Genomic DNA, 26,652 nt, shown 5'->3' with positions numbered 1-26,652 from the left:
CCCCGCCAAACAGCAGGGGGCGACACGCCGATGACGCACTCTGACGGTTCAACCTCGGCAGTGCCGCGACCGGCAGCCTTTGCCCCGTGTTTCGACGTTCAGACGGGTGCGAGGCGCCCTGTTGGGCGCCGGAAGTGCCGGTTGCGGCACTAGGCCTGGGCCAGGTCGGTGAAGCGCGAGTAGTGCAGCTGGTGCGCCACGGTGATGGTGGCGGTCGGGCCGGCACGGTGCTTGGCGATGATCAGGTCGGCCTCGCCCGCGCGCGGGTCGTCGCGTTCCCAGGCGTCCGGGCGGTTGATCATGATGACCATGTCGGCGTCCTGCTCGAGCGAGCCGGACTCACGGAGGTCGGAGAGCATCGGCTTCTTGTCGGTGCGTTGTTCCGGGCCGCGGTTCAGCTGGGAGATCGCGATGACCGGGACGTGGAGCTCCTTGGCGATCAGCTTCAGGTTTCGCGAGAACTCCGAGACTTCCTGCTGGCGGGACTCGGACTTCTTGCCGGAACTCATCAGCTGGAGGTAGTCGACGACCACCAGCCTGAGGTCGTGGCGCTGCTTGAGGCGGCGGGCCTTGGCGCGGATCTCCATCATCGTGAGGTTGGGGCTGTCGTCGACGAACAGCGGTGCCTCGCTGATCTCGCTCATCCGGCGGGCGAGGCGGGTCCAGTCGTCGTCGCTCATCCGGCCACCGCGCATGTCGCCGAGGCGGATGCGGGCCTCGGCGGAGAGCATGCGCATGACGATCTCGGTGCGGCTCATTTCCAGACTGAAGATGGCGCTGGTCAAGCCGTGTTTGATGGAGGCGGAGCGGGCGAAGTCGAGGCCCAGCGTCGAGTTGTGGGTCGGGATCATCGTCTCGCCCGCGAGGTACAGGTGGTCGTGGTTGTCGACCTGCACACACCGCACCGGCACGGACGCCACCGGGCGCACCGCCACGATCTCCACCTGGTCGTGCCTGCCGAGGCCCGCGATCAGCTCGTCGACGTCGCGGCGCAGGCGGGCGAACCGGCCGTCGATCTGCAGCGCCGCCAGCAGTTCCTCGCGCTGCCTGCGGGAGGCGCGCAGGTACGCGGCGGGGATGTGCGGGTCGTCGGCCAGGTCGAGGTCCTTGGCCACGCGCAGCTCGTCGTCCGACAGCTCCAGGTCGCCGAGGCCGGACAGGAACAGGCCCAGCGCCTTGGGCGTCAACGGCAGCGAGGCCGTCGGCAGCTCCCACGCCGCGGACATGCGCACGAACATGCGGCACAGGCCGACGCGCTCGAACAGCTGCGCCGTGGTGCGGATCGCCCAGAAGCCACCGGTCTCGCTGCACGACTCCGTCAGCCACTGGTGTTCGGCGTCGGCCACGATCACCGTGCCGTCGGAGAACTCCACCTCGAAGCACGGGCGGCCGGTCATCACCTCGGTCGCGGCCACCACCCGCGTCGGGCGGCCGTCGGCGCCGATCAGGAAGTCGCCCACCTCGACCGAACCCATCGTGGTCCAGCCCGACGGCGTGGGCAGCGGCGTGCCGAGGGCCAGCGCCTTGCCGACACCGGGACGGGCGGCGACGATGATCATCTGGCCGCCGTGCAGGCCGTTCGTCAGCTCGTCGAGGTCGGCGAAGCCCGTCGGGATGCCCTGCGAGATGCCGCCTCGCGACGCGATCGCGTCGATCTCGTCCATCGTCGGCTGGAGCAGGTCCTCCAGCGCCACGTAGTCCTCGGTCGTGCGGCGGTCGGTGACCTCGTAGATCGCGGCCTGCGCGCGGTCGACCACCTCGTCGACGTCCGCGCCCTCCGCCCCGTTGTACCCGAGCTGCACGATGCGCGTGCCCGCCTCGACCAGGCGGCGCAGGACCGCCTTCTCCGCCACGATCTCGGCGTAGTAGCCGGCGTTCGCGGCCGTCGGCACCGTCGCGATCAACGTGTGCAGGTACGGCGCGCCACCCACGCGCAGCAGCTCGCCGCGCCGCTCGAGCTCGGCGGAGATGGTGATCGGGTCGGCGGGCTCGCCGCGGCCGTAGAGGTCGAGGATGCAGTCGTAGATCGCCTGGTGCGCGGGACGGTAGAAGTCGTTCGGCGCGAGCGCCTCGATGACGTCCGCGATGGCGTCCTTGGACAGCAGCATCCCGCCGAGGACGGACTGCTCGGCGGCGAGGTCCTGGGGCGGCTGACGCTCGAATGAGGGCTCCGCCATACCCCGGTCGTCCACCAGCGCCACTGCCGAATCACCCCTGCGAAGAGTCGAGAGCCGGTGTCGTCTCCCCTAGTTGTACAGCGAGACACCGACAATTCCGGGCGGCCACGCTGTGCGATGACCATCGCCCGTGTCGCGACGCTAGAGGGCCCCGTCCGGAGCAAGCAAACCAGCGTGTGGATCGCCCTGTGGACAACTGGGGGACAACCTGTGGATGGTTGCTCACAGGGGCGGAGGTGCTGGGGACAACCTGTTGACAACCGGTGGAGTGACAGAAATAACCCCAGCTCAGATGCTGTGTACAAGTTGTGGAAGAAGTTGTGCGCCACACCCTCGGCGTGTCGCGAAAAACGCCCTCTTCGGCGTGTCGCAGACACGTTGTGCGCACTGTTTATCCACAGGACGTGGACAGAGCCGCACTGGCCCGAACGAGCGAAAGCGCCACCCACCCGGAGCATTCCGGGAGGGCGGCGCTTCAGCAATCGGAACCCTCGTGAAGAGCCCCCGAGGGGGTCACGTCACGAGGTTCGCACTGCGCGTGTCACTCGCCGGCGGTAACACCACCGACGCCACGAGGACTACCCGTGGGGTCTGCGGGGGCTCGGCCCCCGCAACAGACACTGCGGGCAACGGCGAAGCTGCGTCAGCAGCGAGCAGCATTCGCCGCCTCGGAACGAGTGGACTACTCGCCCGCAGTGACCACGAGCGGGAGGGCCACGGTGACCTCCGGGTGGAGGCGAACCGTCACCGAGTGCTTGCCGGTGGTCTTGATGTGACCCGGCAGCTCGATGGCGCGCTTGTCCAGCACGGGACCACCGGCGGACTTGACGGCAGCCGCCACGTCCGACGAGGTGACCGAGCCGAACAGCTTCTTCGAGCCCGCGGCCGCCTTGGCGGTCAGGGTCACGCCACCGAGGCCCTCGAGAGCGGCCTTCAGCTCCTTGGCGTGGTCCAGGTCGCGCACGCGGCGGGTGTCCTGCGCGCGGGTGATGACCTGGATCTGCTTCTGCGCACCGCGGGTCGCGACGATCGCGAGACCGCGCGGGAGCAGGTAGTTGCGGCCGTAGCCGTCCTTGACCTCGACGATGTCGCCGGGCGCGCCAAGGCCGGAAACGTCAGCGGTGAGGATGAGCTTCATCGCGAATGTTCCCTTCTCTTAGCGGGCGGTCGAGGTGTAGGGCAGCAGCGCCATCTCACGGGCGTTCTTCACGGCAACAGCGACGTCGCGCTGGTGCTGCGAGCAGTTGCCGGTGACACGGCGGGCACGGATCTTGCCGCGGTCGGAGATGAACTTCCGAAGCAGCGTCGTGTCCTTGTAGTCGATCAGGTTCGCGCTCTTGTCCTTGCAGAAGGCGCAGACCTTCTTCTTGGGCTTGCGCACAGGCGGCTTGGCCATGTGTCTCTAACTCCTGGAATACGCAGTGATCAGGTTCTGGATGACCGGTGCAGTCGGTCTAGAAGGGGGGCTCGTCGGCGAAACCACCCGAGCCGGCCGGCGGGGCGGAACCCCACGGGTCGTCTGCGGGCGCACCACCGCCACCGCCGCGAGACTGCTGGCCGCCGCCGCCGAAGCCGCCGCCACCGCCGTCTCCACGGCTGACCTTGTTGACCTTCGCGGTCGCGTAGCGCAGCGAGGGGCCGATCTCGTCGACCTCCAGCTCCACGACAGTGCGCTTCTCGCCTTCCTTCGTCTCGAAGGAACGCTGGCGCAACCGTCCGGAGACGAGCACTCGCGAACCGCGGGTGAGCGACTCGGCCACGTTCTCGGCGACCTGCCGCCACACGTTGCACCGCAGGAACAGCGCTTCGCCGTCCTTCCACTCGCCGGACTGGCGGTCGAAGGTGCGGGGCGTGGAGGCGACCGTGAAGGACGCCACCGCGGCACCGCTCTGGGTGAAGCGGAGTTCCGGGTCGGCGGTCAGGTTCCCGACCACCGTGATCGTCGTCTCACCAGCCATGTCTTGGGAGCTCCCCTAATCGAGGTTCGTCAGGCCTTGACGGCCGACTTGGCGGGCTCGCGGCGCAGGACCTTCGTCCGGAGCACCGTCTCCTGCAGACCGAGCTGGCGGTCCAGTTCCTTCACCGCGTCGGGAGTCGAGGTCAGGTCGAGCACCGCGTAGATACCCTCGGTGTTCTTGTTGATCTCAAAGCTCAGCCGGCGCTTGCCCCACACCTCGACCTTCTCAACGTTGCCGCCCGTGGTGCGGATGACGTTGAGGAACGTGTCGAGAGACGGCGCGATCGTGCGCTCGTCAAGGCTGGGGTCGAGGATGACCATCACTTCGTAATGACGCATGAGGACCACTCACCTCCTGTGGACTCGCGGCCACGGGCTTTCCGTGGCAGGAGGGTCGTCGCGTCAGCAACTGAAGAAGGTTAACAGAGCGCGTCCGGCGACTACGCAGGGGTGCGGCGGAGCACCCAGGTCCGCACCAGCGCGCCCGTCACCAGCGCGAGCATCAGCACCGCGACCAGCACCGGAGCGCCGACGCCACCGGGGCCGCCCAGCCTGGGCAGCGCCGTCGCACGACCGGCCGCCTGCACCGAGTCGCCCTCGAGACCGTTGCCGTTGGACGCGCGCGGCACCTGCGAGCCGTAGCGCACGCCGGGTGACGGCGAGTACGTGCCGGGCATCGCGAACGGCAGCGAGCCGTAGGTGAACAGCGGCACCCGGCCGAAGTTCGTGCCCAGCGGGTAGAGCGAGAAGTCGCGGTTGCTCGGCGCGCCCGCACCCGTGCCGGGGAGGCCGGGGGACGTGCCGGGCTGCGTTCCGGGGTTGGTGCCCGGCTGCGGCTGCGGCTGCGGCTGACCCACTGGCGGCTTCGGCTGGCCGGGCAGCTGCGCAGACTTGTCCGCGAGCCCCTTGCTGGTGTCCTGGATCGGCGCGGCGACCTGGTTCACGCCGGTCACGGTGACCCCGCACGTGCGGGTCAGCGTTGTGCGCACGGTCTTGTCGAGCGTGCCGAGGATCGGGCCGAGCAGCGGGATCTTCTGCAGTTCCGCCGCCACGGCGTTCGCGATCGTGCCACCGGTGATGGTCGTCGTGCCGGCTTGCACAGCGCCGATCGGAATGGGTGGGAGCTGCGAGAACGCCGACCTGAACGGCTCGGCGAGCCCAGGGCCGAGCACCGGGACGGCGCGCACCAGGTCCGTGATGGGCTGGGTGACCGCGCCGGGGCTGAGAGAGACGGGAGTCCCAGGCGTGCCCTGCACCGAAGTGGCACAGCTGCCCACCACGATCGGCTCTGCGGCGGTGGCCGGCATCGCGCCCGTGGAAGCGGAGACCAGCGCCAGCAGCGTCGCGGCGGTGACGCTCAGCAGTCGCATGTGAACTCCTTTCCTACTCCCTAGTAGTAACGACCGTAGGTCCTGGTCGTGACGTAGACCATCCCCAGTTTTTTCAATTACTCCTATCGGCGGCGGCTGCGATGGCGTTATGGACGCCGACTACCCTCCTGTTCATGCGCATCGGGGCCCATGTACGCGACGACGACCCGGTCGGCGCCGCGGCCGAACGCGGGGCCGACGTCGTCCAGTTCTTCCTGTCGGATCCCCAGGGCTGGAAGAAGCCCAAACCTCATCCGCAGACGGATGCCCTGCTCGCGTCCGAGCTCGAGGTGTTCATCCACGCCCCGTACATGATCAACATTGCGTCGCTGAACAACAAGATCCGAATTCCGTCCAGGAAGAACGTGATCCAGCACGCGGAGGCCGCCGCGACGGTGGGCGCGAAGGGCCTGATCGTCCACGGCGGGCACGTCACGAAGGGCGAGGACCCCGCGGAGGGCTTCGCGAACTGGCGCAAGTTCTTCGAGCGCCAGGTCGCGGAGGGCGGCTTCGCGGTCCCGATCCTGATCGAGAACACCGCGGGCGGCGACAACGCCATGGCCCGCTCGTTCGACTCCCTCAAGCTGCTCTGGGACGCGGTCGGCGAGTTCGGCGCGGGCTTCTGCCTCGACACCTGCCACGCGTTCGCCGCCGGTGAGGACCTCGTCGGCATCGTCGATCGGGTGAAAGCGATCACCGGCAGGATCGACCTCGTGCACCTCAACAGCTCGCGCGACGAGTTCGGCTCCTCGCGCGACCGGCACGACAACATCAAGACTGGCACGATCGACGCCGATCAGCTGGTGGCCGTGGCCGCCGGCGCCGGATGCCCCGTCGTGGTGGAGACACCGGACGAGGGTCAGGCCGACGACATCACCTTCCTGCGCGACCGCGCCGGCCGGTGAACACCGTGCACGAGGTGGTGAGCGTGACGCCCGAGCGAGGCGACGCCGGGCGTGTCGTGAACCGCTTCGGCAGGTCCGCCGCTGCCGTGCTCGTGCTGCTGTGCGGGCTCACGCTGCTGCTGGGCTTCATCAACAAGGACCGCTGCACCGGTCCCGCGTTCGACCAGTGGGGCCGCACGCAGCCCGACTACGACGAGCGCAACAAGGAAGACGTCTGCTACTCCGACATCCAGCACCTCTGGATCGGGCGCGACATCGACCGGCACGTCTTCCCGTACGTCGACGGCGGCATCAACGACAAGGGCGTCCTCGTCGGCGGCTCGGTCGAGTACCCGGTGCTCTCCGGCCTGATCATCTGGGCGGGCGCGATCTTCGCGCACAACGACGCGGAGTACCTGCTCTACTCGTCGCTGCTGATGGCACCGTTCGGCCTGCTCACGGGCTGGTTGCTCGGCAAGCTCGCCCGCTGGCGCGCGTTGCTGTGGGCGATCGGGCCACCGCTGATCCTCTACGCGTTCCACAACTGGGACCTGCCGGTCGTGCTGTGCTCGGCCGCCGCGGTCTACGTGGTGCACCGCTGGAACCGGCCCCTGGTCGAACGGGCGACTGTCGCGTCGGTCCTGCTCGGGCTCGGGTTCGCGTTCAAGGTGTACCCGGCGGCGTTCGTGCTGCCGTTGATGCTCTTCGTCGCCACCGGCGGCTGGCGCGGCCACGAGCTGCCGGAGGGCAAGAAGGTCGACGTCGTCGGCGCGCTCAAGGTCGGAATCGCCTCGATCATCACGGTCGTGCTGGTCAACCTGCCGTTCGCGATCGCAGGCTACGACGGCTGGCTCGCGTCGTTCGAGTTCCAGCAGCTGCGCCGGGTCGACATCACCACGAACTCCATCTGGTACTGGGGCCTGCGCCCGTTCATCGGCGACGACGCGATGCAGTCGCTGGTCGGCGTCGTCTCGCCGATCACGATCCTGGTGTCGTTCGCGATCGCGGCGGGCTACGGCTGGCTGCGGTTCCGGCGCGAGGGCACGTACCCGTGGATCGCGGTGTCCGGCGCGATGCTGTGCGGCTTCATGCTGCTGCACAAGGTCCACTCGCCGCAGTACACGCTGTGGCTGGTGCCGTTCCTGGTGCTGCTGCGCGTGCGGCTGATGTGGGCTTTCGCCTACTTCGCGGTCGACCTCGCCATGGGGATCGGGATCTTCCGCTGGTTCTGGGCGATCGAGTTCGGGCAGCCCGCCGGGATCTACGACAGCTTCTCCGCGCAGGCCGTGATGATCGGCGTGTGGGGCCGTGCGGCGCTGCTCGTCGCGTTGTTCGTGGCGTTCCTCAAGGCCAGAGACGTCACCGAGGACGACCACGAAGATCTGAAGTTCATCCGCGGGGCCGTAGCCGCGAAGAGCTGACCAGCCGCAGACTCACCCCGTGAGGGTGATCATCGTGCTGGCGCTGCTGCTGGCCTGCGGTGCCTCCGGCGTGCACGAGCCGTCGGCGGTGATCCGCTGGCTGCCCGTGTGGCAGGCGGTGCCGACCCTGTCCGCGTCGGTGCCGGACCAGAGCGTGCGGACGACGGTCGACCTCGGCGCGGGCGGAACGTCGGTCCGCGTGCGCCTGTCGAATCTGATGGGCATCAGGCCGGTCCGCGTCGAGCAGGTCAGCGTGACGGCGAACGGCCAGACGCGGCAGCTGACGTTCGGACGTTCCCGCGGCGTCACGATCCCGGCCCGCGACGAGGTCCGCAGCGACGCGGTGCAGCTGACCGTCACGAAGACGCTGGAGATCAGCACCTACGCCCCGGCCGGCACGCCGTGCCAGGCACGCGCACACCGCACGATCACGTCGACGCGGGAGCAGATCTGCCTCGTCTCGGCGGTCGAGGTCGCGGGCTTCACGGCACCGGGCGCGGTCGTGGCGTTCGGCGACTCGATCACCGAGGGGTTCTACGAGGACAACTGGCCGTCGCTCGTCCAGACCGACCACGCGATGCTCAACGCCGGCATCAACGGCAACGGCGTGGTGCTCGGCGACGCGCCGATGATCACCCGCGTGCACCGGGACGTCCTGTTCAGCGACGAGGTGCGCAAGGTCGTGCTGCTCGGCGGCATCAACGACATCCAGAGCGGCGTCAGCGCGGAGAACGTCATCGCGGGCATCCGCACCATCCAGCTGCGGTGCGAGAAGGAGAACGCGCAGTTCTTCGTCGGCACCATCACGCCGTGGCGGGGCTGGGTCAACTGGACCGAGGAGAGGGAGCAGCAGCGGCAGAAGGTGAACGCGTGGATCCGCGCCACCTTCCCCGGTGCCTTCGACTTCGACGCCGCGGTGCGCGACCCCGCCGATCCGCTCAGACTGCGTCCGGAGTTCGACTCCGGTGATCACCTGCATCCGAACGCGGCCGCATTCGATGCGATGGCTCGCCTCGTGCGGGTGTGACGACCTGCCGGTCCGGTGCATCGGCCAGAACGCCGGCCAACGGGTCCTCGCCCGTCATGCGCACGAGGTCGCGCTCCGGGTGGTAGATCTCCTTCAGGATGATCACGCACAACAGGATGACGGCGGCGTCCCGCAGCAGCACGGCACCGAGGAACCAGTCGATCGGCAGCCCCTTGTTGTCCGTGCCGAGGTAGAAGTACATCCGCGGCACCCACACGAGCGCGTCGACGGTCATCCACGCCAGCAGCAGCTTCCAGCGCGGCAACGCCAGCACGGCCAGAGGCACCAGCCACAACGAGTACTGCGGGCTCCACACCTTGTTCGTCAGCAGGAACGCCGCCACGACGAGGAACCCGAGCTGAGCGAGCCGAGGCCGCGTCGGAGCCGAGAGCGCCACGTACGCGATGCCGGCGCAACAGACGAGGAACAGCACCATGCTGACCGTGTTGAGCACCGTCGGCGGCTGCCCCTGCTGAAGTCCGGGGTCGAAGCCAGGCCACCCCGTCCACTGCACCAGCACGTTGTAGAGCGTGTCCGGGTCCGCGTTGCGCTCGGTGTTGAGGCGGAAGAACTCTCTCCACCCCGTCTGCGAGGCCGGGTTCAGGGCGATCGGCGCGTTGACGAGCGCCCACGCGCCGATGGCCGACGCAGTGGTGGTGAGTCCTGCCTTCATCCGGTTGGAACGCCAACACAACAACAGCAAAGGCCCGAGCAGGAACAACGGGTAGAGCTTCGCCGCACCACCGAGCCCCAGCATCACACCGGCGAGCGCAGGTTTCTTCCGCGCCCACGCCAGCAGACCAGCCGTGGCGAACGCTGTGGCGATCGTGTCGAAGTTGGTGAACGCGTGGACGATGACCAACGGCGACACCGCGACCAACGCCGCGTCCCACATCCGCCGCCGCGCGATCCGGGCGACCGAGAACACCGTCACGAGCCACGCCACGGCCAGCCAGAACGCCGTGACGTTGAAGAACACGATCACCGTCATCGGCAGCCCCGGCACGAGCGCCACGAGCCCCTGCGCCACCCGCGCGTTGAGCCACATGAACAGCCCGGTCACGACCGGGTACTCCATGTACCTGATGTGCTCGGTCGGCTTGCCCTCGTCGTCCTTCCACGACGTGATGTACGGGAAGGCACCGCGCTGGTCGAGCCGTTCCGCGGTGTAGAGCGGCACGGTGTCGGAGTAGCAGAGAGCGGTGAACTGCCTGCTGCCGCGCCAGTCCAGCTGCACGACACCCTTGTCGTCCACGTACTGCTGGATGCAAGGCGACTTCTGCACCCAACCCGCCAGCAAGGTCAGCACGGCCAGCAGCAGGATCACCCGCGCGGCCGTCCAGAAGTAGTTCCTGCCGACCTGCGCGTGCTCGCCGAGCGGGCCGCCGAAGGGTCTGCTGAGGGAGCGTGCGAGCGACTCGGTCCAGGTCGGCGCGACCCGCTCCTCGTGAGTGAGCGAGTCGGTGTCCTCGGAGAGGTCCGCGGTCGACGACGCTGTGGTTGACGACGCTGTGGTTGACGACTCTGCGGTTGACGACTCTGCGGGAACCTCGGCAGGGCTGCTGGGCACGTGGCGGATGTTACGGCCAAGACCGTTTCGTCGTGGTCAACATCCCTGGACGAAGCGAAGGGGCCCTGGTGCACATCGCACCAGGGCCCCTTCACTCATGGACTCGTCCCGTCACCGGGAGGCGGATCACCGGGTTTCGGTTTGGGGGTCGTCGTCGTGGTCCGGCCACCCGTCGTCGGCGGGCACAGGAAGCCGGTGCACGGCTCGTTCGGGTCCGTCGTCCTGGGCTGCGTCGGCCTCGTCGGGTCGTCCGTGGGCTGCGTCGGCTGGTTGTTGGCCGGCTGGCTCGACGACGGCGGGTTCGACTTCGCCGGCGGGTTGTACTGGTTCAGCGGCTTGGCCTTCGCGAACCGCTCCATCTGCGTGCCGGCCAGCGCCTTGTTCATGAACGCCTGCCAGATCTTGCCGGGCACACCGGAACCGAAGATGTTGGAACCGGACTTGTCGCGGATGGGCAGGTTGCCCTCGTTGCGACCGACCCACACGGCGGCCGAGATGGACGGCGTGTAGCCGACCATCCACGCCTTCGAGTTGAGGCCCGCACCCTGACCCGCGCTCTCGGAGAGTTCGTGGGTACCGGTCTTGCCGGCGCACTCACGACCGCCCGCACACGGGATGTTCGAGCTCTTCGGAATCTCCTTCAGCACGTCGGTGACGTTGTCGGCGATGTCCTGGCTCTTCGACTGGTCCGGGTCGAACGCCGAGATCGGCTGGTCCGCGTGCTGGTAGAGCACGGCACCGTCCGGGCCGGTGATCTTCACGATGAAGAACGGCGCGCGGTAGACACCGCGGGCGGCGAACGTCGCGTACGCCGACGCCATGTCGAACGGCCGGACGACCGCCTGGTCACCACCGAGGGAGATACCACCGTTCGGGGTGCCGCCGTCCTCACCGACCAGCAGCTTCTTCGGGCCGTTGCCGATGTTGACCTGGTCCGGGATACCGGCCTGGTGCGCGGCCTTGACCGTCTTCGCGACGCCGACGTCGTTGACGACCATGTCGTAGAACACGGTGTTCAACGATTTGATCATCGCCGTGCGGACCGGGCACTCCTTGCCGCACGAGTTGTCGTTGCCGGAGTTGCGGATCGGCGTCGCGACGCCGGGGAACTTGCGTGGCGACGTGCCGTCGTAGGTCGTGCCGAGGCCCTTGCCGTTCTGCAGCGCCGCGACGAGGTCGAACGCCTTGAACGACGAGCCGGGCTCCTGGAGCGTGCCCTTCGCGTAGTCGAAGCTGCCTCGGCCGTCACGGCCGCCCCAGTAGGCGCGGACCGCTCCCGAGGTCGGGTCGATGGCCGTGAGCGACGTCTTCAACGCCTCCGGCTGGCCACCCTTGACCATGATCTCGTCCACGGCCTCCTCGGCCGCGGCCTGCATCTTCGGGTCGATCGACGTCTGGATCGTGACGCCGGTCTTCTGCGCCTGCTCGAACGTGACGCCGGTCTTCTCCTCCTCGAGAGCCGCCTGGATCTGGTCGACGATCAGGCCGCGCGGGCCGTCGAGCGACTTCGGCTGCGTCTCGGCGAACGGCAGCGGCGTCGGCCACTGCTGCGCGTCGTAGTACGCCTGGTCGATCCAGTTCTTCTGGAGCATCTGACCCATGACGTACTTCCACTGCTTCTGCGAGTGCTCCTTGTCCTCGGACCAGGAGGGCGTCTGGATCATCGCCGCGATCAGCGCCGCCTCGGAAGGAGTGAGGTCCTTCATGTCCTTCTTGTAGTAGACCTGCGCCGCGGCCTTGAAGCCGTTCGCGCCGCGTCCGAAGTACACGGTGTTGAGGTAGGCCGTGAGGATCGTGTTGTGGTCCGACTCGTTGCTCATCTTGAAGGCCTTGACGACCTCCGTGAACTTGCGGGTGAGAGTCGGGTCCTCCTTGCCGGTGGCCTTCTTGATGTACTGCTGCGTCAGACCTGAACCACCACCGGAACCGCTGGTCACCTGGAACCACGCCGCGCGGAGGATGGCCTTGGCGTCGAAGCCGGGGTTCTCGTAGAAGTCCGCGTCCTCGGCTGCCAGCACCGCGTGCTTGACGGTCTCGGGGATCTCCTCGTACGTCAGCATCGTGCGGTTCTCGCCGGGCGCGGTGATCTTGGTCATCTCGCTGTTGTCGGCGTACTGCAGCGTGATCGTCTTGTTCTGGTCGGCCGCGATCTCCTCGGGCTTGGGCCAGTCGACGAGCGGGTACGCGATCGCGACCGCGATCACCGGGCCGAGGAGCATCAGTCCGAGCGCGACGAACGCGCCGATGCGGACGCGCTTCCAGATCTTCTTCTTCCTCAGACGACGCTCCTCCTCTTCGGTGAGCTCCGGCTCGTCGTCGTAGTACTCGTCCTCGTCGTCGACGCCGCCCGCGAGCAGGAACTCGTCCTCGGGCTCGCGGTGCGTCAGGAGGTCGGGTTCGCGCTGCGGCGGCCGGTTGACCGGTGGCAGCTGCGTGGTCCGCTCCTCACCCGGCCTGCGCGGGGGCACGCCGGGGCGGCCGGGACCGCCCTGCGGGGCGCCTCCGGGACCGTTCGGGCCACCGGGGCGACGACCACCGGGAGGCGGTGCCATCGGCATGCCACCGGGCGGTGTCGGGGGCCGGTTACCCGGCCCACCCGGTCCGCCGGGACCGTTCACGGGCCCCTGCGGACGCCCTGGGCCGCCCTGACCGCCACCGGGAGCGCCCTGGGGACCGCCTGGTCCGTTCGGGCGGCCTGGGGGCTGCTGCTGTGGGAAACCACCGGGTGGCGTGCCACCCTGGGGAGGGCGTGCAAAACCGCCGGGTGGAGTGCCCGGTCGTGGCTGATTCGGGACATCGCGCCTCGTGCCGCCGCCGTCCGGGTCGTCCCCGGTCGGCCACTGCGGCTCGCCTCCGCGCTGCCGGTCATCATGCTGGTCGTTCACGTGAAAAGGCCTCCCAGACCGGCGTGCATCAGCACGCGGTTCGGTGGTCGTACTTCGTTCGGAGCAGTGTCACCTGTCGGTCATTCCGCCGCAGTCCTCCTGCGTGGCTTTTCCAGCCCACGCTTCCCCAGGACGTATGACTGCACCAGGTGGTTCCAACTGCACGTGCGACAAACTTCAACGACGTACACCGTGAACTCGTCGAAGAGGGTTGCCATCTTCACCAGTTCTTCAGGCGTGCGCGCTGAGCCGGTCGCGTGCTTGAGCTCGTCGCCGTACACCCACGACACGTTCGTGAGGGGTTCTTTCCGGCACACCGGGCACGGCACTTCGGTCGCCGTTCCGTGGAACTTCGCAGCTCGCAGCAGGTACGGGGACGCGTCGCAGACCTCCATGGTGCCCGTGCGGCCGGCATAGACCTCCGCCAGCAGCGCACGCCGCTGCAGCGAGTAGTCCACCACCTGCCGTTGGGTCAACACGTGACCAGAGTACGTGCCGACCGCTTTCCGATGATGGGCCGTTCAGGGCAGCAACGTCCGGCGCGATATGACGGTGTGCCACATCCCACAGTGAGAAGGAGCCAACGATGTATCGCGGCGATATAATCACCTCACCTATCGGTGCAGGTGCGAGGAGGTGACTCGTGTTCGAGTTCGCGCTGCTCGGCCTGCTGCACGAGGCGCCGATGCACGGCTACGAGCTGCGCAAGCGCTTGCACGACCTGCTCGGAGCGTTTCGCGCGTTCTCCTACGGATCGCTGTACCCAACATTGCGGCGACTCCAACGTGCGGGCCTGATCGTGGAGGAAGGGCCGGAGGAGTCGGCTCTTTCTTGGGGACGTCGGGCTCGCAAGGTCTACAAGCTGACTCCCGAGGGCAAGGAGCGGTTCGCCGACCTCCTGGCCAACGCGGGGCCGCAGACCTGGGACGACGACTCGTTCGGAGTCCACCTGGCGTTCTTCTCGCGCACACCGGCCGAGATCAGGATGCGAATCCTGGAAGGCAGGAGGCGGTGTGTCGAGGAACGCAGGGAGGGACTCCGCGAGCGGCTCGCGAAGACGGGTGAGCAGATCGACCGCTACACCCGCGAGCTGCACAGGCAGGGGCTCGAGAGCACGGAGCGCGAGGTGCGGTGGCTCAACGAGCTCATCGCGCACGAACAGTCCGAGCAGGACGAGTAGTACTCATCTTTGATCAAGGAGGACTCGGCAATGGGCGAAAACCGCCGCACCGTTCGAGTGGCCATCGTCGGGGTTGGCAACTGCGCGGCGTCGCTGGTGCAGGGCGTCCACTACTACCGTGACGCCGACCCGAGCACCCGCGTGCCCGGCCTGATGCACGTGCAGTTCGGTGACTACCACGTGCGCGATGTCGAGTTCGTCGCAGCGTTCGACGTCGACGCGAAGAAGGTCGGTGTCGACCTGGCCGAAGCGATCGTGGCCAGCGAGAACAACACGATCAAGATCGCGGACGTGCCCCCGCTGGGCGTCGTCGTGCAGCGTGGTCACACCTTCGACGGTCTCGGCCGGTTCTACCGCGAGACGATCGAGGAGTCGGACTTCGAGCCGGTCGACGTCGTCGCGGCGCTGCGCGAGGCCGAGGTCGACGTGCTCGTGTCGTACCTGCCGGTGGGTTCCGAAGAGGCCGACCGCTTCTACGCCCAGTGCGCCATCGACGCCGGTGTGGCGTTCGTCAACGCTCTGCCGGTCTTCATCGCGTCGGACCCGGAGTGGGCGGAGAAGTTCCGCGCGGCCGGCGTGCCGATCGTCGGTGACGACATCAAGTCCCAGGTCGGCGCCACCATCACGCACCGCGTGCTGGCGAAGCTCTTCGAGGACCGCGGTGTCCAGCTCGACCGCACCATGCAGCTGAACGTCGGCGGCAACATGGACTTCCTGAACATGAAGGAACTGGAGCGACTGGAGTCCAAGAAGGTCTCCAAGACCCAGGCCGTCACCTCCCAGGTCGACCGCGAGATGGGCAAGCGCAACGTCCACATCGGCCCGTCGGACTACGTGGCGTGGCTCGACGACCGCAAGTGGGCCTACGTGCGCCTGGAGGGCCGCGCGTTCGGTGACGTGCCGCTGAACCTCGAGTACAAGCTGGAGGTCTGGGACTCCCCGAACTCGGCGGGCATCATCATCGACGCGGTCCGCGCGGCGAAGATCGCCCTCGACCGGGGCATCGGCGGCCCGATCCTCTCGGCGTCGTCCTACTTCATGAAGTCCCCGCCCGTGCAGTACTCGGACTCCGAGGCCCACGAGGCCGTCGAGGCGTTCATCCGCGGCGAGGCCTGAGTTGATCGGCGCGAAAAGCACGTCCGGGCCATCTATCGGCCCGAACGTGCTTTTCGCGCCAAAACCGGTCAGCGCTTCGAGAGGCGCAGCTTCTGCCAGCTGCCGTCCGCGGTCCACCCGCCGTCGACGGGCAGCGCGACGCCGTTGACGTACCGCGCGTTGTCGCTCGCCAGGAACCGCACGGCCTGGGCGATGTCGTCCGGCGCCGCGAACCGGCCCATGGGCACGTGGTCGGTGATGTCCTGGTCGACGTAGTAGCCGCCGGCCTGCGACTCGACGTCCATCTCGGTCTTGACCCAGCCGGGACACACCGCGTTGACCCTGATCCCGCGCCCGCCCCACTCGACGGCGAGCGTGCGGGTGAGCCCGATCAGCCCGTGCTTGGTCGTGTTGTAGGCGGCCCGGTCCGCCACGCCCTGCAGCCCGGCGACCGACGCGATGTTGACGACGCAGCCGCTGCCCTGCTCGAGCATGACCTTGCCGAGCGCCTGGGTGAGCAGGAACGGCCCGGTCAGGTTGACCGCCATGATCCGTTCCCACTGGTCGAGCGTCGTCTCCTCGAACGGCACGATGCCGGCGATCCCCGCGTTGTTGACCAGCACGTCGACCCGCCCGTGGGTGTCCACGACGTGGTCGGTAAGCCGCCGCACGTCCTCGGCGCTGGCGACGTTGCCGACGATCCCGTCCTTGCTCTCCTGCAGGTCGAACCCGACGACGGCGAACCCGTCCTCGCGCAGCACGTCGGCGATCCGCAGTCCCATGCCCTGCGCCGTGCCGGTGACCACAGCAACTCGTTGCGTCATGGTCGCCACGCTAGGCACCAACAGTGCTCAGCGGGAGTCAGGGCGTGCGGTTCTGGTGCTGAGCACGTGTCTTTTACTGGCAGACGGCACACGTGTCCCAGTCGAACGCTCCGGACGGCTGTGTGTCGACTCGCCGTCCGATGATCAGGCCGACGACTCGTGCCGCTCCTTCCCGCTTGAGTGCGATCGCCGACGACTGCAGGCTGGCACCCGATGTCCACTGATCGTCGACCAGCAACACCCGTTTGCCGGCGACGTTCGTGTGGACGGTGTATTCGTCCGGTCGCAGCTGCCGGGTGTTCGAGCTCGTGGTGTGCAGCGCCTCGGCGAAGCGGTAGCGGGTGATGTTGAGACGCCGGCTGAGGATGTCGATCAGCGGGTGGGTCGTCGCGCGTTGCTTCGTGCTCGGTACGGCAGCCACGACATCGAACTCTCCGATGCATTGACGGTGCTTCGCCAGAAACGTGGCGAGCACGTACGCCAGCTCGTCGGTGAACTGCTTGCGCATCTCGGGGCGCTCGCCGTACTTGTACTTCGCCAGCACGTGAGCCAGCTGCCCGCCTTTGCCCGCCATCGAGATGATCACGACGGCGTCGGCGAGGTTCGCGCCGAACTCGCGGAAGTGGCTGTTGCACTGCGAGCAACGCGCATACCCGTCAGTGGGGCGGAAACAGGTGATGCACACGTTCGGACCACGAGCAGGCGGCGCGACGAGGATGTTCAGGTACCGCTCGAGGATGCGGCTGAGCGGGCTCACGTCACAGATCGATCAGGTCCGGGACTCCGGCGCGCAGCTCGTCCAGCACGTGCAGCAGGTGGTCGGGGCCTTCCAGGACGGTGGTGTTGGGACGCAGAGCCATCTCACGGCCCCACGTCGTGCTCGACGCGACCTCGGGCAGCAGGAAGACGTGCCGGCCGTGCTCCAGCGCGAGTCGTGCCTGGATCCGGGTACCGCTGTGCTCGCCCGCCTCCACGACGACGGTCGCGACGCTGCAGCCGCTCATCACGGCGTTGCGCATCGGAAAGTGGTGCTTCGCGGGACCGGCATCAGGCCAGAACTGCGACAGCACCGCGCCTGTCCTGGCGATCTCCTGCTGCAACTCGGCGTTCTCCGCCGGGTAGCAGCGGCGCAGGCCGGTACCGACCACTGACACCGTCCGGCCTCCGGCGTCCACGACGGCTCGATGCGCTGCCGTGTCGACGCCTGCCGCCAGTCCGCTGTAGACCGTGATGTCGTGCTTGGTCAGCGTTGTCGCGATCTCGCGGGTGATGTGGAGTCCGCGTGCGCTCGCGTGCCTGCTTCCGACGACCGCGACGCCGAACTGGTCTGCGGGGTCGAGAAAACCCTTGCAGGTCAGGAAGGGGGGCCGCTGGTGAACCATGAGCAGCTGAACCGGGTACTGCTCGTCTAGAACGGTGACGAGGTGGATGCCCTCGTCCTCCCAGGACTCGATCTCCTTTTCCGCCAACTCCAGCCGACCGGCCAGGTCGGGGGCGACGTGGTCCAGCGTGGGCTGGTCCGGGGTGAGCAGCGAGTCCAGCACTGCCAGGGCGGAACCGGCATCTTCCACCGCGTTCGTGACGTCGGCCCAGCCGCGCTCGCTGTCGCGCAGTGCGAGCAGCAGCGCCGCCTGTTCGCGCCGGTTCACCACGGTCACATCCTATCGAACAGAGGTTCGACGCGCTGGGCCGAATCGCCTGAAAGTGGGCGAGTCTAGTCGGAAAAGCCGCGATCAACGCTAGCGTCGCGCGGTGCGCACGCTGCTGGTCGCCCTCCCCGGCCTGGTCCTCGCCGCCATCGGGTTCACCCACCCGCACCACCTCGACGCGTCCACCGCGCAGTGGTGGCAGAACATGCACATCATCCTGGCGGCGGTCTTCCCGCTGCTCGGTGCCGCGCAATGGGTTCTGCTGGACGACACCCCGAAGCTCGTGCGCTACCCCGCCAGGCTCGCCACGTTCAGCTTCGTCGTCTTCTACGGCGCACTGGACGCGTTGGCCGGCATCGGCGGCGGCGCGATGACGCTGGCGAACGGTGGGCGCAGTGACGCCGACGCGCCCATCTTCAAGATCGGCAACCAGCTCGGGTACGTCGGGTCGTGGTCGTTCTTCGCTGCCAGCATCGCGATCTCGGTGTGCGTGCTGCTCAAGCACAAGCTCAAGGCGATTCCGGGAGCCGCCTTCCTGCTCCTCGGCAGCTTCCTGTTCCTGGACAGCCACATCTACTGGCCGAAGGGCGTCATCGCCTGCACGTGCATCGCCATCGGCATGGCCGCGACCAGTTACGCCAGCGCGTCCGGCAGGTCGGCGATCGAGGGCAGCACCCGCACCTGAGCCAGCACGTCGGGAGCGGGCGGGAAGTGCGGGTTCGGCACGGCCAGCACGGTCATCCCGGCCGCCAGGGCTGCTCGAAGCCCGTTCGTGGAGTCCTCGACGGCGTAACAAGAGGTGGGAACAACCCCGAGCCGTGACGCCGCCAGCAGGTAGACGTCCGGTGACGGCTTGCCGGCGGCGCACTCCTCCGAGGACACCGCGACGGGCACCGGCAACCCGGTCACGTCGAGGAACACCTTGATCAGCACGGCCGGTGCGGAGGACGCGATCGCCACCGGGAACCGTTCGGCCACGGCACGAACCGCGTCCACAGCACCCGGAATCACCGGCAGATGAGCGGCGTACGCCTTCTCCATCTCCGCGATCACACCGGCCGACGCCTCCGCCGGGGTCAGCTGCACGCCGACGGCCTCGACCAGGTACGCGCCCCACTCCGGCGTCGACATGCCCTGCATCGCGCGGGTCGCCTCGGGAGTCCACACACCGCCGTGCGACGCCGCGAACGACTGGCGCACCTCGTCCCACACCTGCTCGGAGTCGATCAGCACGCCGTCGAGGTCGAAGATCACCGCTTCCACCCCTGAACCGTACCTGTGGCGCACGATACTTCGCCATGCTAATCAAAATCTGTTAGGTTAGCTAAGTGAATTTCAAAGCTCAGCCCAAGCAGGTGTGGATCACGGCGTTCGCCGCGGTCATCGCCTTCATGGGGATCGGGCTCGTGGACCCGATCCTGTTGTCCATCGCGGAGGGTCTGCACGCAACACCCGCGCAGGTCACCCTCCTCTTCTCCTCCTACCTGGGCGTCCAGGTCGTCGCGATGCTCTTCACGGGCGCCGCCACGGCGAGGTTCGGGGCCAAGCGCACGCTCGTCGGCGGGCTCGCGCTGATCGTCGTCGCCACGCTGGCGTGCTCGGCGGCGGGGAGCATCGGCCAGCTGGTCGGCCTGCGGGCCGTCTGGGGACTCGGCAACGCGTTCTTCATCGCCACGGCCCTCAGCGTCATCGTCGGTGCGGCGAGCGGTGGCCAGAAGGGCGCGATCCTGCTCTACGAGGCCGCGCTCGGTCTCGGGCTGAGCGTCGGACCGCTGCTCGGCGCGTTGCTCGGCAGCTTCTCGTGGCGCGGGCCGTTCCTCGGCACCGCGATCCTGATGGCCGTCGCACTGATCCTTTGTGCAACGTTCCTGGCCAAGGACTCGCACGAGGAACGTCCGAGGATTCGTCTGCTCGACCCGCTCAAGGCGCTTCGGCACCCGGTCCTGCTGCGCACCTCGATCGGTGCCGCGCTCTACACGGCCGCCTTCTTCACGGTTCTCGCCTGGTCGCCGTTCGTCCTGCAGTGGGGCGCCGTCGAGATCGGACTGATCTTCTTCGGCTGGGGTGTGTGCGTCGCGGTCTCCAGCGTGTTCCTCGCGCCGCGGCTCGCGGACCGGGTCGGCGAGAAGAGGGCAATCATCGGATCTGTGCTGGCGTTTGCCGTGCTCATGCTGCTGATGGCGGTGCCGAGCAAGCCGTTGCTGGTGGTCGCCGTGGTCGTCAGCGGCCTCGTCTCGGGTCTGCTCAACACGCTCTTCACCGGCACCGCGATGAGCGTCAGCGCCGCGCCGCGGCCGGTCGCCAGCGCCGGGTACAACTTCCTCCGCTGGCTCGGTGGCGCGCTGGCTGCGACGTTCGTCAGCCACCTCGCGCAGCCGTTCGTCGTGGCGGCGATCCTCTGCCTGGTCGCAGCGGGACTGTTGACGCTCAGCCGGACGGACACAAGAGACGTTCCGTCCGAAGCTGTCCTCGCGGGTGAACAACTTGTGGGTTAACAAAGCATGAACGGCCGCATACGGTCGGTGGCGGTTCCCGCACCGACCGTAGGAGGCCACCACCATGATCCCCCTGCCGCTCGTCAACCACCGGATCGGCAGAGCAGCGATGACCTGCGAGTACCGCTGCGGGGACGCGTGCTTCCACGACGTCCCGAACACGTCGGACAACCCCTACTTCGGCGACCTGGTCAGCCGCCGCACCGCGCTCAAGGCCGGTGCGGTCGTCGCGGCCGCCGCCACCGTGTCGATGCCGGCGACCGCCGCCGCTGCCGAGCCCGAGGCCAAGGGGCGCCCTGCAAGGGGGCTCGACTTCAAGCCCGTCCAGGTCAACACCAAGGACGAGGTCGTCATCCCCGAGGGGTACGAGCAGGGGGTCGTGATCCGCTGGGGCGATCCGCTCTTCCCCGGCGTTCCCGAGTTCGACTTCGACCACCAGACGGCCGCGAAGCAGGAGAAGCAGTTCGGCTACAACTGCGACTTCGCCGCCATCCTGCCGCTCGACCCGCTGGAGCTCACGGGTCTCATGATCACAAACCACGAGTACACGACCGAGAGGTTGATGTTCCGCGGTTACGACCCGAACAACCCCACCGAGGAGCAGGCGAAGATCGGCTGGGCCGCGCACGGCCTGTCGGTGTTCATGATCAAGCGCTCGCTGTTCTCCGGCCACTACCGGCCCAGGTTCAGCAGGTACAACCGCCGGATCACCCTCAACACGGCCTTCGAGGTGCGCGGTCCGGCCGCGGGCAGCGACCTGCTGAAGACGTCCGTCGACCCCACGGGCAAGAAGGTCTTCGGCACCATCAACAACTGCTCCGGCGGCGTCACGCCGTGGGGCACGATCCTGTCCGGCGAGGAGAACTTCAACCAGTACTTCGCCAACGCCGCCGGCCGCAACGACCCGCGTCTGACCCGCTACGGCGTCGTCGGCAACGCCACCACGCGCAAGTGGGAGCGCTTCGACAAGCGCTGGGACCTCGCGCAGGAACCCAACGAGGTCAACAGGTTCGGGTGGGTCATCGAGCTCGACCCGCACGACCCGGACTCGACCCCCGTCAAGCACACGCACCTCGGCCGGTTCAAGCACGAGACCGCGAACATCCGCGTCGCCGACGACGGCCGCATCGTCGCGTACTCCGGTGACGACGAGCGGTTCGAGTACATCTACAAGTTCATCTCCAACGGCAAGATGAAGCACGGCAACAGCAAAGCCGCGCGCCGCCACAACATGACGCTGCTCGACGACGGCACGCTCTACGTCGCGCGCTTCAAGGGCGACAGCCCCGCGTCCGAGATCGACGGCACCGGAAAGCTGCCCAGCGACGGGAAGTTCGACGGCACCGGCGAGTGGATTCCGTTGGCAGCGGGCAAGAAGTCGTTCGTGCCGGGCATGACCGCCGAAGAGGTGTACGTCTTCACTCGCCTCGCCGCGGACAAGGTCGGCGCGACCAAAATGGACCGTCCCGAGGACATCGAGTGCCACCCCCGCACCGGCACGGTCTACTGCGCACTCAGCAACAACGTCGAACGCGGCGTCGTCGCGGGCAAGGAAGGCCCGACCGAGCCGAACCCGCGCATCAACAACCGCCACGGCCAGGTGCTGGAGCTGACCGAACGGCGCGGCGACGCGCTCGCGCTGACGTTCAACTGGGGCCTCTTCCTCGTCTGCGGCTTCCCGGACGATCCGAACACCTACTTCGGCGGCTACGACAAGTCGCAGGTCAGCCCCATCTCCAGTCCGGACAACGTGGCGTTCGACCGCCACGGCAACCTGTGGATCTCCACGGACGCGGACGGCAAGCTCGACGGGCTCAACGACGGCCTCTACGGCGTGCCGCTGGAGGGACCGGAACGCGGGCACCTGAAGCTCTTCCTCACGGTGCCGCGCGGCGGCGAGACGTGCGGGCCGGTGATCGGCGAGAGGGTCATCACGGTGTGCGTGCAGCACCCCGGCGAGGTCGACGGTGCGACCGCGGACAAGCCTGTCTCGCACTGGCCGGACGGCGGCACGTCACAACCCCGGCCGTCGGTCGTCGCGGTGTGGCGCAAGGGCCGTCGTCAGCTGGGTGAAATCGGTTGATCACACTGCGTGCCGTGATCGCCCGGGAGTAGTACGTGTTCGCCTGCCGTTCATCTCTTGGACGGCAGGCGATCTCGTTGGGCTCTTACGTTCGGCCAGTTCCCACACTGACCGATCCCGGAGGCCTGCGTGTCCTCATCCACCGATCGGGGCCGCCGCCTGCTGCCCCTGCTCCCGACGAACCACCCGCTCGGGCGTCAGGCCGTCACCTGCGAGTTCCGCTGTGGCAACGCGTGTGCGCACGAGGCGCCCAACACCACGCAGAACGCGTACTTCGGTGACGTCGTCAAGGAGGTCGTGAGCCGCCGCGGCATGCTCAAGGCCGGCGCTGTCGTCGCGGTCGCGGGTGCCGGTGCGCTCGCGTTCTCCGGTGCGGCCGCCGCTGCTCCGGTGAACGTCGACGTCGACCTGAACCTCGGCTCCAGCCGCGACCCCGGCGGCCTGAACTTCGAGCCGGTGCAGCCCAACACCCTCGACGAGCTCGTGGTGCCGAAGGACTTCCAGCAGGACGTCGTGATCCGCTGGGGCGACCCCGTGCTGCCGGACGCGCCGAAGTTCGACTTCGACAACCAGACCCCTGAGGCGCAGGCCAAGCAGTTCGGTTTCAACAACGACTTCTGCGGCCTCGTCCCGGTGCCCGGCTACCACGACAGCTGGCTCATGGTGAGCAACCACGAGTACACGTCCGAGTCGTTCATGTTCAAGGACTGGGCCGCGGACAAGGTCACCGAGAAGCACGCCAAGATCGCGTGGGCCGCGCACGGCCTGTCGATCGTGATGGTCGACCGCGACCCCCGCACCGGCAAGCTGTTCGTCTGCCCGGACGACATGGAGAAGTACAACCGCCGGATCACGCTCACCACGCCGTTCGAGGTGCGCGGTCCCGCTGCCGGTTCGAAGTACCTCAAGACCTCCGCCGACCCGTCCGGCAAGGTCGTGCTGGGCACGCAGAACAACTGTGCCGGTGGCGTCACGCCGTGGGGCACGATCCTGTCCGGCGAGGAGAACTTCAACCAGTACTTCGCGAACGGCGGCCAGGTCGCCGACGCCGACACCAAGGCCAAGCTGGCACGCTACGGCATGTCCGGTGGCGCGACGACGCGCAAGTGGGAGAAGTTCGACAAGCGCTTCGACCTGCTGCAGGAGCCGAACGAGGCCAACCGCTTCGGCTGGATCGTCGAGATCGACCCGCTCGACCCGAAGTCGACGCCGGTCAAGCACACCGCGCTCGGCCGCTTCAAGCACGAGGGCGCGAACGTCATCGTCGCCAAGGACGGCCGGGTCGTCGCGTACATGGGTGACGACGAACGCTTCGACTACATGTACAAGTTCGTCACCGACGAGCGGTACATGAAGGGCAGCTCGAAGCGCGCCCGCGAGCACAACAAGCGCCTGCTGGACAAGGGCACGCTCTACGTCGCCAAGTTCACCGGCGACAGCCCTGCCGCCGAGATCACCGGTGACGGCGCGCTGCCGAAGGACGGCGAGTTCGACGGCAGCGGCGAGTGGATCGCACTGGCGCACAACGACAAGTCGTTCGTGCCGGGCTTCACCGCGGAAGAGGTCTACGTCTTCACGCGCCTGGCCGCCGACAAGATGGGCGCCACGAAGATGGACCGCCCGGAGGACGTCGAACCCTCGCTGCACAACCGCCGGATCTACGCCGCGCTGACCAACAACACCGACCGCGGCAAGGCGGGCAAGGAAGGCCCGACCGAGCCCAACCCGCGCAACGGCAACAAGCACGGCCACGTCCTGGAGATCGAGGAGCGCCGCAGCGACAACACGGCGACCACGTTCTCGTGGAAGCTGCTGCTGCTCTGCGGTGACCCGAAGGACCCCGGCACGTACTTCGGCGGCTTCGACAAGTCGCAGGTCAGCCCGATCTCGTGCCCGGACAACGTCGCGTTCGACTCGCACGGCAACCTGTGGATCTCCACGGACGGCAACGCCCTGGGATCCAACGACGGCCTGTTCGCGGTGCCCGTCGCAGGCAAGCGCCGCGGCCAGGTGAAGCAGTTCCTCACCGTGCCCAAGGGCGCGGAGACCTGCGGCCCGGTCATCACCGAGGACTTCGTGCTGGTGTCCGTGCAGCACCCCGGTGAGATCGACGGCGCGTCGGCGAACAACCCGGCCTCGCACTGGCCGGACGGCGGCACCTCGCAGCCGCGTCCGTCCGTCGCGGTGGTGTGGCGCAAGGACCGTCGCAAGATCTGCGACTGACAGCGCCCGCTCGCTCACTCCTCGGAGTCGTTTGAACCGGTGCGGCCATCAGGCCGTATGCCCTGATGGCTGCACCGCGGACAACGAAGACACGTCGCACTGTCTGTCCACATAGGAGTGAGTCATGAAACGAGCTCGGCTCGTGTTCGTCGCTACAGCTCTACTAGGCCTCGCGGCAGGTGGCGCCGCCTCCACCGCCGCACCGACCCCAGAGGCCATGAACGGGCCTGACGCACAGGTCGCATCCGCTGTGAAGGTTCCACCCGGCAACAAGCTCGTCGGCAAGTTCTACGCCAAGGGCGTGCAGACCTACACCTGCACGACCGGGGCGTGGAAGCTGCTGGAACCCGCCGCCACCCTGGCGGACCGGCTCGGCAGGGCGGTCGCGCTGCACACGCGCGGCCCGATCTGGGTGTCCACTGTCGACGGGAGCGCCGTCGAGGCCGCCCCTGTGGACGGTGCCCGCAACGAAATTGCAGGAGCGGTTCCCGAGCTCCTGCTGAAAACCAAGTCCACCAGGGGTTCCGGTGTGTTCGCCGGCATCAGCTACGTCCAGCGCCTCGCCACCAAGGGTGGTGTCGCACCGGCAGGCGGATGCACCGAAGGCACCCAGACGTCCGTGCACTACGAGGCGCTCTACACCTTCTCGGCACCCGCGCGCTGAACCAGCGCCACCACGGCCGCGCTGACCATCGTGATGCCGACGACCCAGAGGCCGGTCTTCTGGGTCCCGGTGAGGTCGCGCAGCCACCCGGTGACGTAGGGAGCGGCGAACCCGCTCACGTTGCCCAGTGAGTTGATCAAAGCGATTCCGCCCGCAGCAGCCGTGCCGCCCAGAAAACCCGTGGGAAGCGCCCAGAACGTGGGCAGGGCGGCACAAACACCGATCGCGCAGACCGAGACCGCGACCATCGCCGCGACGGGGTTCTCGAGGTAGAGCGCCACCGGAATGGCCGCTCCACCGAGCAACATCGGCGCGGCAACGTGCCACTTCCGTTCCCCGGTGCGGTCGCCGTGCCTGGCCCACAGGACCATGGCGACCGCGCCGAGCGCGTACGGGATCGCGTTGATCAGTCCACGTTGGACGATTCCCGCTCCCGGCGCGAGTTCCTTGATGATCGTCGGCAGGAAGAACCCGAGCGTGTACAACCCGTACACGATCCCGAAGTACACGAAGCTCAACGCCAGAACGCGCGGGTGCGTGAGGGCCTTGCGCAACGGCCAGTGCTCCTTCTCCGGCTCCTCGATCGCCTCCGCAGGCCGGTCCGGCAGCCAGAACCACGTCACGAACGCCAGCGCGATCGCCGGCAGGCCCTCGATCAGGAACATCGTGCGCCAGTCGGTCCACTGGATCAGCAACCCGCTGAACGTGGCCCCGAGCGCCGTCGAGATCGGCACGGCGACCATGAACAGCGCGACGATCCGCGCCCGTTCCTTCTCCGGGTACCAGTACGTCAGGTAGAGGATGATCCCGGGGAAGAACCCGGCCTCCGCCACGCCCAGCAGGAACCGCAGCGCGACCAGCACGGTCCCGTTGGGCACGAACGCCATTGCGGTGGCGACGATCCCCCAGCTGATCATGATCCGGGCGATCCACTTCCGCGCCCCGAACCGGTGCAGCGCGAGGTTGCTGGGCACCTCCAGCAGCAGATACCCGATGAAGAACACCCCCGAGGCGAACCCGAACACGGTCGCCGAGAGCTTCAGCTCCTCCGACATGCCGTTCGGCCCGGCGAACCCGATGTTCACGCGGTCGAGGTAGTTGATGAAGTAGAGCAGGCACAGATACGGGAGGATCAACTTCTTCGGCAC

Annotated in this window: 24 protein-coding genes; 10 read left to right on the top strand and 14 right to left on the bottom strand. The window is 67.8% G+C overall.

Annotated elements, in window-relative coordinates; translation table 11 throughout:
- Positions 1 to 149: 149 nt before the first annotated feature.
- From dnaB to ACFOWZ_RS14150, 6 genes are all read right to left on the bottom strand, one after another.
- Positions 150 to 2,108, bottom strand: coding sequence for a replicative DNA helicase (dnaB, locus tag ACFOWZ_RS14175; RefSeq protein ID WP_382372690.1), 1,959 nt, complete (start codon positions 2,106 to 2,108; stop codon positions 150 to 152).
- A gap of 751 nt (positions 2,109 to 2,859) precedes the next feature.
- Positions 2,860 to 3,315 (bottom strand): 50S ribosomal protein L9, encoded by a 456-nt coding sequence (gene rplI, locus ACFOWZ_RS14170; RefSeq protein ID WP_382372361.1) that lies wholly within the window; start codon positions 3,313 to 3,315, stop codon positions 2,860 to 2,862.
- An 18-nt stretch (positions 3,316 to 3,333) separates the two neighbouring features.
- A complete protein-coding gene (gene rpsR / locus ACFOWZ_RS14165) occupies positions 3,334 to 3,573 on the bottom strand; it encodes a 30S ribosomal protein S18 (protein WP_030465683.1) in 240 nt (79 codons plus the stop codon).
- 58 nt (positions 3,574 to 3,631) lie between these two features.
- On the bottom strand, positions 3,632 to 4,135 hold the full coding sequence (locus ACFOWZ_RS14160; RefSeq protein ID WP_059362156.1) for a single-stranded DNA-binding protein: 504 nt from the start codon (positions 4,133 to 4,135) through the stop codon (positions 3,632 to 3,634).
- A 29-nt stretch (positions 4,136 to 4,164) separates the two neighbouring features.
- Complete coding sequence (gene rpsF, locus ACFOWZ_RS14155) at positions 4,165 to 4,473, bottom strand: 30S ribosomal protein S6 (RefSeq protein ID WP_081901884.1); 309 nt, start codon at positions 4,471 to 4,473, stop codon at positions 4,165 to 4,167.
- Between the two features lie 101 nt (positions 4,474 to 4,574).
- The gene (locus tag ACFOWZ_RS14150; protein WP_382372358.1) at positions 4,575 to 5,504 is read right to left on the bottom strand and encodes a hypothetical protein; all 930 of its coding nucleotides are present in this window, start codon (positions 5,502 to 5,504) and stop codon (positions 4,575 to 4,577) included.
- 134 nt (positions 5,505 to 5,638) lie between these two features.
- On the opposite strand from ACFOWZ_RS14150, the gene ACFOWZ_RS14145 reads away from it, so the two are divergent.
- From ACFOWZ_RS14145 to ACFOWZ_RS14135, 3 genes are read left to right on the top strand one after another with little or no spacing between them, the layout of a single operon-like run.
- Positions 5,639 to 6,409, top strand: a complete 771-nt coding sequence (locus ACFOWZ_RS14145) for a deoxyribonuclease IV (protein WP_382372356.1) — start codon at positions 5,639 to 5,641, stop codon at positions 6,407 to 6,409.
- Between the two features lie 23 nt (positions 6,410 to 6,432).
- Positions 6,433 to 7,809 carry a glycosyltransferase family 87 protein gene (locus tag ACFOWZ_RS14140; RefSeq protein WP_382372354.1) on the top strand — a complete coding sequence of 459 codons (1,377 nt, stop codon included), beginning with the start codon at positions 6,433 to 6,435 and terminating at the stop codon, positions 7,807 to 7,809.
- 19 nt (positions 7,810 to 7,828) lie between these two features.
- Positions 7,829 to 8,836, top strand: coding sequence for a GDSL-type esterase/lipase family protein (locus ACFOWZ_RS14135; protein WP_382372352.1), 1,008 nt, complete (start codon positions 7,829 to 7,831; stop codon positions 8,834 to 8,836).
- Here the strand turns inward: ACFOWZ_RS14135 and ACFOWZ_RS14130 are convergent.
- The 3 genes from ACFOWZ_RS14130 to ACFOWZ_RS14120 all read right to left on the bottom strand — a co-directional run bounded on the left by ACFOWZ_RS14130 (position 8,748) and on the right by ACFOWZ_RS14120 (position 13,770).
- A complete protein-coding gene (locus ACFOWZ_RS14130) occupies positions 8,748 to 10,406 on the bottom strand; it encodes a glycosyltransferase family 87 protein (RefSeq protein ID WP_382372350.1) in 1,659 nt (552 codons plus the stop codon). The two genes, ACFOWZ_RS14135 and ACFOWZ_RS14130, sit on opposite strands and share 89 nt — an antisense overlap.
- A gap of 95 nt (positions 10,407 to 10,501) precedes the next feature.
- Positions 10,502 to 12,958, bottom strand: coding sequence for a transglycosylase domain-containing protein (locus tag ACFOWZ_RS14125; RefSeq protein ID WP_382372348.1), 2,457 nt, complete (start codon positions 12,956 to 12,958; stop codon positions 10,502 to 10,504).
- Positions 12,959 to 13,371: 413 nt separating this feature from the next.
- Positions 13,372 to 13,770, bottom strand: a complete 399-nt coding sequence (locus ACFOWZ_RS14120) for a DUF5318 domain-containing protein (RefSeq protein ID WP_382372346.1) — start codon at positions 13,768 to 13,770, stop codon at positions 13,372 to 13,374.
- Positions 13,771 to 13,934: 164 nt separating this feature from the next.
- Between ACFOWZ_RS14120 and ACFOWZ_RS14115 the strand changes: the two genes are divergently transcribed.
- Together ACFOWZ_RS14115 and ACFOWZ_RS14110 are read left to right on the top strand one after the other, a co-directional pair.
- On the top strand, positions 13,935 to 14,471 hold the full coding sequence (locus tag ACFOWZ_RS14115) for a PadR family transcriptional regulator (RefSeq protein ID WP_030465693.1): 537 nt from the start codon (positions 13,935 to 13,937) through the stop codon (positions 14,469 to 14,471).
- A 30-nt stretch (positions 14,472 to 14,501) separates the two neighbouring features.
- Positions 14,502 to 15,587 carry an inositol-3-phosphate synthase gene (locus ACFOWZ_RS14110; RefSeq protein WP_030465694.1) on the top strand — a complete coding sequence of 362 codons (1,086 nt, stop codon included), beginning with the start codon at positions 14,502 to 14,504 and terminating at the stop codon, positions 15,585 to 15,587.
- Positions 15,588 to 15,655: 68 nt separating this feature from the next.
- Here the strand turns inward: ACFOWZ_RS14110 and ACFOWZ_RS14105 are convergent, their stop codons facing one another.
- The 3 genes from ACFOWZ_RS14105 to ACFOWZ_RS14095 form a co-directional block, all read right to left on the bottom strand.
- Positions 15,656 to 16,390: an SDR family NAD(P)-dependent oxidoreductase gene (locus tag ACFOWZ_RS14105; RefSeq protein WP_382372343.1), complete on the bottom strand. Its 735-nt coding sequence runs from the start codon at positions 16,388 to 16,390 to the stop codon at positions 15,656 to 15,658.
- Between the two features lie 73 nt (positions 16,391 to 16,463).
- A complete protein-coding gene (locus tag ACFOWZ_RS14100) occupies positions 16,464 to 17,147 on the bottom strand; it encodes a ComF family protein (RefSeq protein WP_382372341.1) in 684 nt (227 codons plus the stop codon).
- 1 nt (position 17,148) lies between these two features.
- A complete protein-coding gene (locus ACFOWZ_RS14095; protein ID WP_382372339.1) occupies positions 17,149 to 18,042 on the bottom strand; it encodes a DNA-processing protein DprA in 894 nt (297 codons plus the stop codon).
- 100 nt (positions 18,043 to 18,142) lie between these two features.
- On the opposite strand from ACFOWZ_RS14095, the gene ACFOWZ_RS14090 reads away from it, so the two are divergent.
- Complete coding sequence (locus ACFOWZ_RS14090) at positions 18,143 to 18,724, top strand: hypothetical protein (RefSeq protein WP_382372337.1); 582 nt, start codon at positions 18,143 to 18,145, stop codon at positions 18,722 to 18,724.
- Here the strand turns inward: ACFOWZ_RS14090 and ACFOWZ_RS14085 are convergent.
- Complete coding sequence (locus tag ACFOWZ_RS14085) at positions 18,673 to 19,302, bottom strand: HAD family hydrolase (protein WP_382372335.1); 630 nt, start codon at positions 19,300 to 19,302, stop codon at positions 18,673 to 18,675. The two genes, ACFOWZ_RS14090 and ACFOWZ_RS14085, sit on opposite strands and share 52 nt — an antisense overlap.
- Before the next feature lie 65 nt (positions 19,303 to 19,367).
- On the opposite strand from ACFOWZ_RS14085, the gene ACFOWZ_RS14080 reads away from it, so the two are divergent.
- From ACFOWZ_RS14080 to ACFOWZ_RS14065, 4 genes are all read left to right on the top strand, one after another.
- Positions 19,368 to 20,534, top strand: coding sequence for an MFS transporter (locus ACFOWZ_RS14080; protein WP_382372333.1), 1,167 nt, complete (start codon positions 19,368 to 19,370; stop codon positions 20,532 to 20,534).
- A 64-nt stretch (positions 20,535 to 20,598) separates the two neighbouring features.
- On the top strand, positions 20,599 to 22,617 hold the full coding sequence (locus tag ACFOWZ_RS14075; RefSeq protein ID WP_382372331.1) for a PhoX family protein: 2,019 nt from the start codon (positions 20,599 to 20,601) through the stop codon (positions 22,615 to 22,617).
- Positions 22,618 to 22,746: 129 nt separating this feature from the next.
- Positions 22,747 to 24,840, top strand: a complete 2,094-nt coding sequence (locus ACFOWZ_RS14070; protein WP_382372329.1) for a PhoX family protein — start codon at positions 22,747 to 22,749, stop codon at positions 24,838 to 24,840.
- A gap of 124 nt (positions 24,841 to 24,964) precedes the next feature.
- Positions 24,965 to 25,504 (top strand): DUF3455 domain-containing protein, encoded by a 540-nt coding sequence (locus ACFOWZ_RS14065; RefSeq protein ID WP_382372327.1) that lies wholly within the window; start codon positions 24,965 to 24,967, stop codon positions 25,502 to 25,504.
- Here ACFOWZ_RS14065 and ACFOWZ_RS14060 read toward each other — a convergent pair.
- Positions 25,477 to 26,652 carry an MFS transporter gene (locus ACFOWZ_RS14060; RefSeq protein ID WP_382372325.1) on the bottom strand — a complete coding sequence of 392 codons (1,176 nt, stop codon included), beginning with the start codon at positions 26,650 to 26,652 and terminating at the stop codon, positions 25,477 to 25,479. The two genes, ACFOWZ_RS14065 and ACFOWZ_RS14060, sit on opposite strands and share 28 nt — an antisense overlap.

It is taken from the genome of Lentzea rhizosphaerae (genome assembly GCF_042649515.1).
Classification (GTDB): Bacteria; Actinomycetota; Actinomycetes; order Mycobacteriales; family Pseudonocardiaceae; genus Lentzea; species Lentzea aerocolonigenes.
This window is presented reverse-complemented; position numbering and strand designations above follow the sequence as displayed.

Coding starts and splice junctions, on each gene's coding strand:
- dnaB (WP_382372690.1), bottom strand. CDS start 2,108: ATGCTGCTGTCCAAGGACGCCATCGCGGACGTCATCGAGGCGCTCGCG.
- rplI (WP_382372361.1), bottom strand. CDS start 3,315: ATGAAGCTCATCCTCACCGCTGACGTTTCCGGCCTTGGCGCGCCCGGC.
- rpsR (WP_030465683.1), bottom strand. CDS start 3,573: ATGGCCAAGCCGCCTGTGCGCAAGCCCAAGAAGAAGGTCTGCGCCTTC.
- ACFOWZ_RS14160 (WP_059362156.1), bottom strand. CDS start 4,135: ATGGCTGGTGAGACGACGATCACGGTGGTCGGGAACCTGACCGCCGAC.
- rpsF (WP_081901884.1), bottom strand. CDS start 4,473: ATGCGTCATTACGAAGTGATGGTCATCCTCGACCCCAGCCTTGACGAG.
- ACFOWZ_RS14150 (WP_382372358.1), bottom strand. CDS start 5,504: ATGCGACTGCTGAGCGTCACCGCCGCGACGCTGCTGGCGCTGGTCTCC.
- ACFOWZ_RS14145 (WP_382372356.1), top strand. CDS start 5,639: ATGCGCATCGGGGCCCATGTACGCGACGACGACCCGGTCGGCGCCGCG.
- ACFOWZ_RS14125 (WP_382372348.1), bottom strand. CDS start 12,958: ATGGCACCGCCTCCCGGTGGTCGTCGCCCCGGTGGCCCGAACGGTCCC.
- ACFOWZ_RS14110 (WP_030465694.1), top strand. CDS start 14,502: ATGGGCGAAAACCGCCGCACCGTTCGAGTGGCCATCGTCGGGGTTGGC.
- ACFOWZ_RS14105 (WP_382372343.1), bottom strand. CDS start 16,390: ATGACGCAACGAGTTGCTGTGGTCACCGGCACGGCGCAGGGCATGGGA.
- ACFOWZ_RS14075 (WP_382372331.1), top strand. CDS start 20,599: ATGATCCCCCTGCCGCTCGTCAACCACCGGATCGGCAGAGCAGCGATG.
- ACFOWZ_RS14065 (WP_382372327.1), top strand. CDS start 24,965: ATGAAACGAGCTCGGCTCGTGTTCGTCGCTACAGCTCTACTAGGCCTC.